The 12,505-nt window shown below is 59.2% G+C and carries 10 protein-coding genes and 2 tRNA genes; 2 read left to right on the forward strand and 10 right to left on the reverse strand.

The genetic code is table 11. The features are described 5' to 3' along the window. Positions 1 to 112: 112 nt before the first annotated feature. Positions 113 to 1,888: a phage/plasmid primase, P4 family gene (locus tag AC27E8_RS07660; protein WP_487098871.1), complete on the forward strand. Its 1,776-nt coding sequence runs from the start codon at positions 113 to 115 to the stop codon at positions 1,886 to 1,888. A gap of 714 nt (positions 1,889 to 2,602) precedes the next feature. Beyond that, positions 2,603 to 3,205 (forward strand): hypothetical protein, encoded by a 603-nt coding sequence (locus AC27E8_RS07665; RefSeq protein WP_487098870.1) that lies wholly within the window; start codon positions 2,603 to 2,605, stop codon positions 3,203 to 3,205. Positions 3,206 to 3,473: 268 nt separating this feature from the next. Here the strand turns inward: AC27E8_RS07665 and AC27E8_RS07670 are convergent, their stop codons facing one another. From AC27E8_RS07670 to mutS, 10 genes are all read right to left on the reverse strand, one after another. Continuing rightward, positions 3,474 to 4,226: a hypothetical protein gene (locus AC27E8_RS07670; protein WP_487098869.1), complete on the reverse strand. Its 753-nt coding sequence runs from the start codon at positions 4,224 to 4,226 to the stop codon at positions 3,474 to 3,476. 105 nt (positions 4,227 to 4,331) lie between these two features. Then, complete coding sequence (locus AC27E8_RS07675; protein WP_487098868.1) at positions 4,332 to 4,571, reverse strand: hypothetical protein; 240 nt, start codon at positions 4,569 to 4,571, stop codon at positions 4,332 to 4,334. A 56-nt stretch (positions 4,572 to 4,627) separates the two neighbouring features. Continuing rightward, positions 4,628 to 5,539 carry a site-specific integrase gene (locus AC27E8_RS07680; RefSeq protein WP_487111424.1) on the reverse strand — a complete coding sequence of 304 codons (912 nt, stop codon included), beginning with the start codon at positions 5,537 to 5,539 and terminating at the stop codon, positions 4,628 to 4,630. A 131-nt stretch (positions 5,540 to 5,670) separates the two neighbouring features. Beyond that, positions 5,671 to 5,746, reverse strand: a tRNA-Trp gene (locus AC27E8_RS07685). Between the two features lie 45 nt (positions 5,747 to 5,791). After that, a tRNA-Thr gene (locus tag AC27E8_RS07690) sits at positions 5,792 to 5,867 on the reverse strand. A 108-nt stretch (positions 5,868 to 5,975) separates the two neighbouring features. Continuing rightward, positions 5,976 to 6,236 carry an RNA chaperone Hfq gene (gene hfq, locus AC27E8_RS07695; RefSeq protein ID WP_014464241.1) on the reverse strand — a complete coding sequence of 87 codons (261 nt, stop codon included), beginning with the start codon at positions 6,234 to 6,236 and terminating at the stop codon, positions 5,976 to 5,978. Between the two features lies 1 nt (position 6,237). Next, on the reverse strand, positions 6,238 to 7,239 hold the full coding sequence (miaA, locus tag AC27E8_RS07700; protein ID WP_487098867.1) for a tRNA (adenosine(37)-N6)-dimethylallyltransferase MiaA: 1,002 nt from the start codon (positions 7,237 to 7,239) through the stop codon (positions 6,238 to 6,240). Then, positions 7,236 to 8,012, reverse strand: a complete 777-nt coding sequence (locus AC27E8_RS07705) for a class I SAM-dependent methyltransferase (protein WP_487098866.1) — start codon at positions 8,010 to 8,012, stop codon at positions 7,236 to 7,238. Before AC27E8_RS07705 ends, miaA begins: the two co-directional genes overlap by 4 nt. A gap of 20 nt (positions 8,013 to 8,032) precedes the next feature. Then, positions 8,033 to 9,916, reverse strand: coding sequence for a DNA mismatch repair endonuclease MutL (gene mutL / locus AC27E8_RS07710; RefSeq protein ID WP_487098865.1), 1,884 nt, complete (start codon positions 9,914 to 9,916; stop codon positions 8,033 to 8,035). Continuing rightward, positions 9,898 to 12,501, reverse strand: a complete 2,604-nt coding sequence (gene mutS, locus AC27E8_RS07715) for a DNA mismatch repair protein MutS (protein ID WP_487098864.1) — start codon at positions 12,499 to 12,501, stop codon at positions 9,898 to 9,900. Before mutS ends, mutL begins: the two co-directional genes overlap by 19 nt. Positions 12,502 to 12,505: the final 4 nt, after the last annotated feature.

Below are 12,505 nucleotides of genomic sequence, written 5' to 3' on the forward strand. Positions count from 1 at the left end.
TCGCGCTGGTCTTCCCCTTCCCCCGCTCCCCTCTAAGCGGCGTAAGCGCGGGGGCGAGCCAACAGCAATATACACGTATTGCGATGAGCACGGAGTACCACAGTACCGCATCTTGCGCTATGGTGAAGGAAAGGGTAAGTCATTCCAATGGCAACATTGGGATGGACACGGCTGGCGGCGCGGCAAAGGCGACATGCCAGTGCTCCCGTACCGTCTTCCCGAGGTATTGGAGGCAATTCAGCGCAGCGAAACCGTTGTTGTCGTCGAAGGCGAAAAGGACGCTGACAATCTGGCGTCCCTCGCCTTCGTTGCGACGACAGCACCAGCAGGGGCGGGCAAATGGCCCTCTGACGAGCGGTTCAATCGCTATTTCGCGGGGGCAGACATTATCTTGCTGCCAGATAACGATGACCTTGGCAAAAAGCACATGGAGCAGGTTGCACTGGCGTTAAGGCCATACGCACAGCGCATTCGCTGGCTGGAGCTTGAGGGGTTGCCAGAGCATGGCGACGTATCGGATTGGTTAGCCTCTGGACACGGTGTACGAGACCTGCAACAGGCAATTGCGTCTGCTCCTGACTGGCAACCGTCACTGCTAATCCAACAAGCGCAGGTCATCACTGCATGCTGGATAGATGGTCGTTTCTCCCCCGCAAAATTAGCTGAGTTCATCCTGTCGCAAGGCCACTACATATACGACGGGAACACGTTGTATGCCTACGATTCGGGGGTGTACTTACCAAACGGGGCCGCAAAAGTGCGTATGGCCGCCCATAAGTTGCTTGGAGACCAATTTAGTACACACCGAGTCACCGAAACTTTGGAATACGTAAAATGGGCGACATACCGAGAGGATGTCCAATGGGACCCTGACGATGGGTTGGTCAATTGCTCGAACGGCCTTTTGGACTGGCGCACAGAGACTTTGCATCCGCACACGCCAGAGAGGATGTCGCGCATACAGATACCCGTGGCTTGGGACGCTAGGGCGCGGTGTCCCGAAATCGAAGAATTTCTCGCCACAGTCGTGGCACCTGATTCAATCGACATTTTGCTGGAATACCTTGGCTACTGCCTAGTCCCCCACACGCGCTTTCAGCGCGCACTGCTCTTGGTGGGGCGCGGTGGGGACGGCAAAAGCACGTGGCTGGAGGTTGTTAGGGAGCTTCTAGGCTCACAAAACGTCGCATCGGTATCCTTGCAGGACCTATCCACTCATAGGTACAAGCGCGCCATGTTGGTGGGAAAGCTCGCAAACATCTGTGCTGACCTGCCTCATGCTCTTGTCGAGGATAGCGGATTGTTCAAGGCTATCGTGGCAGGGGATGTGATTGATGCAGAGCGCAAGTTCGAGGCACCGTTCAGCTTCAAACCAATCGCCAAACTGCTCTTCAGCGCCAATGAACTCCCTGCAACTACAGACGTGACCGAGGCATGGTTTAGGCGATGGATAATAATTCGTTTTGAGCGGCGTTTCACGCAAGCTGACCCCCGCCTCATTGAGCGGATGACCACTCCCACAGAGCTAAGCGGTCTACTTCGGCATGCAGTGGAGGCGCTCAGACGACTTGACGAACGTGAGGGATTCGAGCTTCCTATGAGCGTCCAAGAGGCACTCCGCGAATATCGCACGGAAGTCGATAGCGTTGCGGCCTTCGTAAGCGAGCGGTGTGTCGTCGATGCATCGGCGAAGGCTCCAGCGTCCGCACTCTACAGTGCCTATCGGGAATACTGCGAGGAAACGGGAACGAAACCTGTAGCTCAGCGTCGATTCAAGCAACGGCTTGAGAGTATCGCAAACATAACAATCCATCACACAGAACGGGGTAACGTATATCACGGCGTCACCCTCCTCCCCACACACCAACACCGTAACTGGGCGGGATAATCCCCCGCCCCTCCCTTCTTTGTCCGCTATCGCTATGGTAGGGGAGGGGAAGGGAAGGCTGAATGCACTGAAGGCATCCTGAAGGCATCACAAACAATCCTTCAGCCGAAAATCCGCGTCGTTATGCGGTTTTTCGGACATCCTGAAGGCACTGAAGGCATTTCTCTATTCTTAGAGAAGTGGTAACTACATTTGTAAGTTACCAAACCACAGAGAATAGAAAAATGCCTTCATTCCTTCAGGTTCGAGATACGAAATATCACAAAATCCCAGTCGTGGCGCGGCTTTGCGGGTCCTGAAACATTCGCTCGATTCCTTCAGCCTCCCTCCCCATTCCTTCAGCCATGGAACGCCGTTTCCTTCGTATAACGAAACATTATCACCATTTAACCAAATCACGAGTATCTACATATGTTTTAGTTACTTAACTACCCTGTTCCTGCGGAACCATGGAAAATAACGAGACCGGATTGGTAGCTGTCCCGCCCCCGGTTGCTCTCCCCCTGGGGTACCATTCAGTAACTGGATTTGGATGAGATGCGAAGATAACGAGTAGGATTCATAGCATCGTCGTAGCAACCATAAGCCCGTCGCGACATGTATGGTTACACATGGTATAATAGTTATGCAGATACCCTGGGCGGCTGGGGAGCACTCCCCTACGAGTGCGCAGGTTAGCTACCTCCTCAGCCCCTGTTGTCGTGGGGTGAAAGAATGCGGAGAGACACAATCATAGGGTCAGCGCTGATAGTATTAGGTATCGCAATAGCGGTAACTGGATTTATCAGTCATAACTCTAGTAAACAAGTCGATAATCAAACGACTTCTAACGAGTCTTTGTCGAATGAGATTTCAAATGCATCGGAAGTGTCCAACACTATATCTAACTCAACTGATTATCCCGATGATATGTTCGACGTGAATGGCACTTACGGTTCGTTGGACAGCCAAACACCGATTGCGTATTTACCTCTCCCTGTTCAGTATTTGTTGCTCTATGTTCCCTCCACGGTTAGCCGTCCAATGGGAGGGATGAACGTAGCCGAGATGGTCGAATCCCTCATGGGATTTACCTTCGAGGGCGATTTAACGAGCGTCTATGGGCAGTTTAAGGTTCGTCCTTCATCAGATGGATGGGAGTTTGTAGATTGGACTGTAGAACCAAACTGGACAGTCATGAATAACATCGAAAATACGTCAATGTTTCCGCATCAGAAGTATCTTACCTTTGAATTTGGCGTTTCGGGCAAGGACCAGATTCTTCCTCTCAATCAAAATGCACTTCAAGTGCCTATTCTGTATCAGTGGGTTGGGTGATTTCTCGAACTTAATCTTGTAACAATTTATGCTGGGGTTGAACCCTCGTCGGAACGCCGGTTACGGCGGGGGCGATGATTCTTCCCCCGCTGTTACACGCCGCGATAACGACATGGCCTCTATTAGCCGTTCTGACGGCCTCCCTCCACCCCTCGCGTATGTTTGTATTCCCGGTACGTTTCAGAGGCCTTACAAGCCAAAATCAAGCGCTTACATTTCATCGCATTAATGGAGAGGGGTTGTCTTCCCCCTCCATCTCACTCTACTCTTACTGCCCCATACCGAAGGCCAATGCCTCTACTGCTGTATTTTGCGATAAAGCAGAAGCGATAGCTGGAATAGACGTAAAGTTTCCTGTGTACACGAGCGCGTTATTCTGGGCGTTATACGCCCCGACAAGTTGCTGTCCAGGTGAGTAGACAAGGAGCAGGTTACCCACGCCTACTGCCAACGGTGACACACTGGCGAAATTAGGCATATTCAAACTTTCCCATTCTTTCGAGGTATAAAACCCTTTAGCTTCTTCTTGGTCTAGATACAAGCCAAATTCGAGAGTTTTCTCCAACGAAGAATCGGAACCGTAGTATGAACAAAACGTATACGGGACCGTCTTCTCTATTACTCCGACTGACTTCAAATCCACTGTCACTACGAGTAATTGTTCCTGAGAATTTGATGCGTTTGGCCCTAGGACATCCTGCGCCGCCCTCTCGATGGCACTGTTGAACGGCTGAACAATCATCTGCATATACTCATCTGGTTGTTTAGACATTGGGTTCAGATAGTAGGTATGCGTTTGCTGTCCATCAGTCCAAAAGAACTTTAAGCCCACGTTTGTATCTGAACCATCGCTCGAACTGTCTGTTTGGTTGGATGACGCATTGGTCGGCGTTTGGGGCGTATTCGACGAATTAGCTTTGGACGCTGAATGTTCTTGCACAATACCGTATATTCCGCTTATGACAAGCAGAAGGGAGAACGTCATTAACGCTCCGAAGAACATTCGCTTCAGTATTTTCACTTTGCGAACCCCCCCATCAAATCTTTTGATTCGTATTGTAATTCAAAACTCCACGAAGAGAGAGGGAGACTCTAAGAAAATTTTCGATAGCGAAAAGCGGGGAATTCACCCCCGCCACAACAGCCATGCGGCCAGTCGAGCACCGTCACGTAAACCATGCTCGTAAGCTTGACGCTCTGCCTTACCCCATTGCGTCATAATCCGTTCCTCTAACTCCAATACTTGCTCGCGGGGGAGTCCTGCATCGCGCAGTATGTCCGCTACCGTCTCGCTCACAACAATCGGTGGCGTCTCATTGGTAACACGGCTAACGACATCCTCGTACAACGCCTCATCAATCATCATCACTTTTCCTTCCTCCCATTCATGGTTTCGAGCAAACTGCGCTCGTATTTCTGTAGTCATCGTACTCGTCCTGCCCGAGTCCTGTTCGGTAGCAGATGCGCAACTGGCGACGCGATTGCATGTTGTTGATGTAGGTCGGAATCAGCCAAGTGGACGTACCGCTTCGTCATCACGAGCGAACTGTGGCCTAACTGTCGCTGGAGGCCAAACACATTCCCTCCATTCCGCAGGTACATGATGGCACTTGTATGGCGCAACATGTATGGCGTGATGCGAACGCCTAACTGTTTACCGTACTGAGCTAGGCGGTGAGCCCAAGAGTCAACGTTCATATGCGTACCATCACGAGAGGCGAACAGCGGCACATCCTCTGTCCAGTCCTCCGGCCGTGCACTCATCAGCTTACGAATCGCCTTCGCTGTCTGCATGCTCATAACCACTGTACGGCTTGTCCGCGTCTTTGCCACAGTAGACGGGACATGGATTTCGAGCGCATCTAATCGCACATCGGCGGGGGTCAATTGCAACGCTTCCCCCGGTCTCAGTCCGCAGTCGAGTTGTACGAGCATCAGCGCGTAATCGCGACGGCCAGTGTATGTCTTTTGATTTGGGAGACGCAACAATGCGCGGAGGACATCGGAATCCGCGTGACGACAAGCTCCGTCGTTACGACGCTTGCTTATCCCCCGCATTGGGTCATGCTTAATGTGGCCTTCCCTCATGCACCACGAAAAGAAAGCACGCAGATATTCGCGGCGCAGGTTGTAGTGAGACGCACTGTGAGTTTGGAGAGACGAGAAGTGTTCCAATACGGCACGACGTAAAGCGGCTTCGTCTTCGAGGGACACAGGGTGAGAAGTGAAAAACGCAGTGACGTGGCGACGATAATCCCGAAGAGTACGTTGCGACCTTCCCTCAGCCTGTTTGTTTAGCAGAAACTCTTCGAATACGTCTTTCCATGTGGACATATAAATAGCGGCCTCCCCTCAATTGGAGTCCGCTGTTCGTATTTCTGCGCCAACGGTCTTCGTCATATGGAGCGGGATAGGAGAATATCTCCAAGACCCCAGAAATGCTGATATGACGCGGCAAATGAAAATGGCAGGGGCGGCAGGATTCGAACCCACGACATGCGGTTTTGGAGACCGCCGTTCTACCAGCTGAACTACGCCCCTGCGTGGAACCTGTGGAGGATGAACCTTGCGCCACCCTCCACCGTTTGGAGCCAGCGACAGGAATCGAACCTGCGACCCACTGATTACAAGTCAGTTGCTCTACCTACTGAGCTACGCTGGCATTGTCGCGGCGAGGATCAATATAGCACGGGGCGCTCCGGATTGTCAACCCTTATTCGTCGCCAAATCCATCACCCACCGACGCGCAACAGTCCTCGCCCACTCCTCGTTATTCCGCCGGCTGATCAGCCTCCGCACTTGGTTCGGGTTGCACGAGCGATACCGCCCGCATGGGCGCGAACGTGGAGATGGCGTGCTTGTAGATGAGCTGCTGCTTGCCGTCCGTCTCCACGACGATGGTGAAGTTGTCGAACGCGCGGACCAGTCCGCGGATTTGAAAACCGTTCACCAGGTACACGATGACCGGTATTCGCTCCTTGCGCACCTGATTGAGAAATGTGTCCTGAATGTTGACTGACGACTTCGACATGCTACGATTCACTCTCCAATCTGCAGGTGCTGGATCTATTCGCAGTCGACCATCCGATATCCTGCAAAAAGTGGTCGACATGTGCCCACAATCGCGCGATCTCGTCCGTCGAAAACACGCCATCGCTACCTTTTGCAAACCAGTGCACTCGCGGATCGCGCCGAAACCATGACCACTGCCGCTTGGCGAACCGCCTTGTGTTCTGTTGTATGATGCGAATTGCCTCCTCCTCCGATACAACACCGGACAGATACGCGACCACTTCCTTGTAGCCTATGGCCTGCATGGCCGTCCCATCCATCGGCACGCCGGCCGCAAGCAGGCGCTTGACCTCGTCCACCAGCCCGAGGCGCCACATCATTTCCACCCGCCGGTCGATGCGCTGATACAGCGCCTCGCGCGGCATCGTGATACCGATGACCAGCGCCTCGTACCGCCCTTGCCGCGGCGTCCAGTCGTAGTCTTCCGACATGCCTGTGCCCCGCACCATCGCGACCTCGAGTGCACGAACAATCCGCTTCCGGTCGTTCGGATGAATCATCCGGGCTCGCTCCGGGTCCTTCGCGCGCAGTTCCTCGTACAGCGCCTGCACGCCTTCCTCGTCCGCGCGCCGCTCGAGCACCGCGCGCAGATGGGCGTCCTCCGGCGTCTGCGAAAAGTCGAGATCGTCGAGAAGGGCCCGGACATACAATCCCGTGCCGCCGCACACCACGGGAAGGCGGCCCCTCGCGACGATCTCGTCGATGACCATGTCCGCCTGCCGCTTCCACTGCGCAACCGTGAATTTCTCCGCAGGGTCGGCGATGTCAAGCAGGTGATGGGGAACCCCGCGCATCTCGTCCGGGCGAAGCTTCGCCGTCCCGATGTCCATGCCCCGATAAATCTGCATGGAATCCGCCGAGACAACCTCTCCACTGTACCGCAGCGCGATCTCGACGCTGAGTTCGCTCTTGCCGACGCCCGTCGGCCCGACCACGCAGACAATGGGTTTCCTGTCGGTCATCGTGGCTTCCTCCATACACCGTACGCGAATCGGCCCGCGGTGCGGTCGGGCTCAAGATCCAGCGCCTCGAATACGCCCGATTTGGGCCGCTCCTTGACGATCACGGCCCTCCGTGCGACGCGCTTGGCCTCTTCCAGGGCCTCACGCGACAGCGGCGCTTCCCAGGCGACCGGCCGAATGGGCTGCATGTGCGCGGACTGGTGCACGGGCTCGCGAAACATCGGGTCAAAGTACACGACGTCCGCGCTGTCGTCGGGCTGGGCCTTCAGCCAATCGGCGTGATCGCCAGGAACGAGCGCCACCCGCTTGAGGAGCGCGGCTTCGCGCGGATGAGCCTCACACCCGTAAACCTGCACGGCGCGGAGCAAGCCGTAGAGCACTGGCGAGCGCTCGAGACCTATGACGCGTCCTTCCGGCCCGACAGCCGCGGCGAAGACCAGTGCGTCGGTGCCAAGCCCCAATGTGGCGTCGACGATCACGTCGCCCGGCGAAACCCCAGCAAGTGCGAGCAGGCGATCAGGTTCTCCCTGCTCGAGCCTCCTCAGCCGCTGATGGGCCATGCTCGGGTGGAAAAAGAGCGGGTGCTCGACGCCGCGCACGTGCACGACGGCCGGATCGGCCACCACCACGACGGCGTCCGCGTCGGCGAGCAAATGGGCGATGCTCTGGCCGCGTCTTGGCACAGCGACGCCGCCAAACCAAGCCGCCATCTCCGACGCGCGCGTCACCTGATCGGCTTTGGGGCGAAGCGGCGTAGTCACAAGGATCCGCATATTCTCCTTGCAAGCCTGTGTCATACGATCCTCCGAAACGATCTCGCCAACTCCCGTTCGGTCATGCGCAGAAACACGGGGCGACCATGCGGGCAATGATAGGGATCCCGCGCGCGGGTCAATCTTCGACAGAGCGCTTCCATCTCCGGCATGGTCAGCACGTCGTGCGCTTTGACGGCCGCCTTGCACGCTCGGGTCGCCAGGCGGTGCATGATATCAGGGGCGGTCGCCTTTGCCCCCATGGACGCGAGGTCATCCAGCGCGTCGCGAAGGAGCGCAGCGTAGTCGAGCCCCTGCCACGAATCGGGAATGGTGCGCACCAGCACGGTGTGGGCGCCGAACGGATCGATCTCGATTCCGAGCGCGAGGAGTTCCTCTCGGCAGGCCATGACCTCCTCGAAAGCCGGCGGCCTAAGCGAAAGTTCGAGAGGTGTCAGAAGCGGCATGGGCTGAATGTCGCCGTGTTCCCATGCGTCGAGCAGATCTTCGTACAGCACGCGCTCGTGCGCGGCATGCTGATCGATGATATACAGGTCATTCCCATCTTCAGCCAGGATGTACGCGCGGAGCGCCTGCCCGATAGGGCGAAGCCTCCAGTCCGTGGGCCGCTCCTGCTGGACCTCGCGCTTGTCCTCGGCGTGGTTTGCCTCCGTCTTGGACTCAGCCTCGAGCTGCGAGGCCGCCGATTCGCGCACCGCGAGCGCAGACTCCCAAACCTCTCTCGGCGCGGCCGTTCGGCCTGTGCCTTGGCCGAATGAAGGCGAGCGCGCCAGGTGACGCGGGGGCTCCTTGGGATCTGCGGCGGGCGACGGACTCTGCCGCATCTCGCGCGTGCGCTCTGGCTCCTCCAGCAACTTGAGTGGCACGGGGGACCCGATCGGAGCGCTCGTCCGCACGCGTGGAGACGCCGTGAGCATCGCGTTATCCAGGGCCTCCCGAACGGCCGATTCGACGAGTTGGCAGACGTCGCGCTCCTCGCTCAGGCGGACCTCCCATTTTTGTGGATGGACATTGGGATCGACCAGCGCCGGGTCCATCTCGAGGTACAGGGCATAGACGGGATATCTCCCCACCATCAGCCGTTCGCCATAGGCGCGCTCCACGGCCTGCTGCACGGCCGGATTGCGCACCGGCCTGCCGTTGATGAAGAGGTAGCCGTGCTGCCGGGAGGAGCGGGCCTGCGTGGGTCGGCCCACGTATCCGTGCAGGGTATAATCATCCGTCGCGCCGCGCGCCTCGAGAAGCATGCGCGCTTCGCCCACCCCGTAGAGCGCCGCCCAGACTTCGCGCGCATCGCCGCGCCCCGGCGTCTGGAACAGAACCTGGCGCTCGGTGCGGCACACAAAGGCCACCTCGGGATGTGCGAGGCTTTCGCGCTGCACGACTTCCACCGATCTCGCCTGCTCCGTCTGCGCGCTGCGCAGATACTTGAGGCGGGCGGGCGTGTTGAAGAACAGATCCCGCACCTCCATGGTCGTGCCAAACGGCGCACCGATGGGCTCGGGTGGGTGAATGTGACCGCCTTCCACGCGCACCATGACCCCCGATTCCTCCCCGCGCGCCCGCGTGATGAGGCGAACGCGCGCGACCGACGCGATGGCGGCGAGGGCCTCGCCCCGAAAGCCGAGTGTGCGGATGCGGGCGAGATCGCGCGGTTCATGCACCTTGCTCGTGGCGTGGCGGTGGAACGCCAAGACGGCGTCCTCGGGCGACATGCCCTCCCCGTCGTCCACGACGGTCACACAGGCGATCCCGCCTTCCGCAAGGGAAACCTCGATGCGCGTGGCACCGGCGTCCAGGCTGTTCTCGACGAGCTCCTTGACACACGAGGCAGGCCGGGCGACGACCTCACCCGCCGCAATCTGGTCCGCCATCACCTTCGGCATTACCTGGATCTTGCCCATCCGACGAGATCCCTCGCTTTCTCCGCGGCCTCGTGCAACACCTGCATCGCCTCGAGCGGCGTCATGCGCATCACGTCCTGCGCGGCCAGCCAATCGACGAGATCGCGATACGGAGCGGCAAACAAATCGAGTGCAACCGGGCCGTCTTCACGCACTTGCGGCTCTCGGCGCCGCTCGCGCCGCCCCTCTCGCGACGCCGCCACCTCGGGTGTGACCTCGCGCGCGGACAAAAATTCCATGGCGCGCCGAATGACTCGATCCGGTAAGCCCGCGAGCCGAGCCACCTGGATGCCGTAGCTTCGGTCGGACGGGCGCATCACGACGGTGTGCAGGAACCGGATACCGGTGTCCGTCTCCTCCACCGCCATGGACTGATTCCGGACGCAAGAGAACCGCTCCGAAAACGAGATAAGCTCGTGATAGTGCGTCGCGAAGAGCGTGAGCGGCCGCTCGCGCCGCTCGGCCAGATCCTCCAGCACGGCTTCAGCGATGGACAATCCGTCGTAGGTCGACGTGCCCCGCCCGATTTCGTCGAGCAGGACGAGGCTCCTTCCGCTCGCCTCGCGCAGGATCTCCGCGAGTTCCGTCATCTCGACCATGAACGTGCTTTGGCCGCGGCTGAGATCGTCCGACGCGCCGATGCGCGTGAAGACGCGATCGACGAGGCCAACGCGTGCCGAGCGGGCGGGCACGTACGAGCCCATCTGCGCGAGAATGGCGATGAGGGCCGCTTGGCGCATGTAGGTGCTTTTGCCGCCCATGTTCGGGCCCGTCAGGAGGATGATGGGCGCGTCGGGCGTGAGCACGAGGTCGTTCGGCACAAATTCGGCGCCGAGCGACGCCTCCACGACCGGGTGGCGGCCCTCACGGATTTCCATGCCGACGTCCTCGGTCACCTCAGGCCGGACATAGCCGCGTTTCACGGCCAACTCGGCCAGCCCCGCGAGCACGTCGACGGTGCTCACGACCTCCGCAAACCGCTGCAGTTCGCTCGCCTGCTCGCGAATGCGGTGGACCCACGACTCGAAGCGCTCGCGCTCGAGCTCCACCACGCGTTCCGCGGCGGTGAGCATGTCGGCCTCCCGTGCCTTGAGCTCGGGGTGCGTGAAGCGCTCGCCGGATGCGAGCGTCTGCTTGCGTTCGTACTCCGCGGGCACCAACGACAAGTTCGCTTTGGACACCTCGATGTAGTAGCCAAATACTTTGTTGTACCCGATTTTGAGCGACTTGATCCCCGTGCGCTCACGCTCTCGCGCTTCGAATTCGCGCAGCCAGCTGCGGCCCTCCGATTGCAGCGAACGCAGGCGGTCGATCTCGGCATCGACGCCGTCTCGGAAGATGCCGCCCTCGGTGGCCGTTGCGGGCGGATCGTCCACGAGTTCGCCCTGGATGTGTTCGGCAAGCGGCCGAAAGTCGGGCAGATCTCGGGTCAGGCGGCTGAAAAGCGCCGGGCCCTCCAGAGGCAAAAGCGCGACAGCCGCCTCGCCTTTCTCGATGGCGTGCGCCAGCGCGAGCAAATCGCGGGGTGTAGCGCGGCCGATGGAGCACTTTGCGAGAAGCCTAGAAAGGTCGTGCATGCCCTTCAGCGCCTCGCGAATTTCTGCGCGGAGGAGCGAATCGTCGGCGAGCGCCGCCACAGCGTCGAGCCGCTCCTCGATGGCGAGGCGATCGGTCAGCGGCCGCAGCATCCACGTCCGCAACAGGCGTGACCCGGCGGCCGTCACCGTCTCGCGGATGACGTCGTACAGGGAGGTCTTCCGATCCCGGCCGCTTCCCATTGGCACGAGTTCCAGATGTTCGACCGTGCGCTCCGAAAGCCACATCCGCCCCGGTTCGAGGAGCGGCCGCGGCGGGGCAAGATGGCGGAGCGCGGCCATCTGCGTGTCCCTCAGGTATTGAAAGGCCATGTTGCAGGCGGATACCGCAGCCGATCCCGCCCGCAGGCCGAGCGCCTCCGGCGACGTCACACCATAGTGCATGAGAAACGCGTCGCCCGACGGGGCGGGGACGCGTGTCACGATGGCTCCGTGCCGATTCACCGTCTCCTCGAGCCAACTGGGAAACGCCTGCGCGCCTTCGAGCAGGATCTCGCGCGGCCGAAATCTGGCGACGTGATCGCGCACATCCTCGGCGCTCCCGGCCCCGAACCACACGTCGCCGGCGCCGACGTCGACGAGCGCAAGGCCGACTTCGTCGCCTTGGAACGCGAGCGCCGCGAGGTAGCGCGCGTCCGACTCCTCCATCACCGCCGTGCCCGGCGTGACGATGCGGACAATCTCGCGGCGCACCAGGCCCTTCGCCGCCTTCGGATCCTCGACCTGATCGCAGATCGCCACGCGAAACCCTTGCTCGATGAGCCGCTCGAGGTACCCGTCCAGCGCGTGATGAGGGACGCCGCACATCGGCACCCTCCCCGCCTCGCCCGCGTCGCGCCCCGTGAGCGTGATGTCGAGGGCCTGGCTCGCGACGACGGCGTCCTCGAAGAACAGCTCGTAGAAGTCTCCCAGGCGGAACATCAAAAGCGTATCGCCGTCGAGCTTCGACTTGATCTCACAGTATTGCCGCATCATCGGCGTCAGGCTCACGAGT

The sequence above is a fragment of the Alicyclobacillus sp. CIJ1 genome (assembly GCF_057538885.1).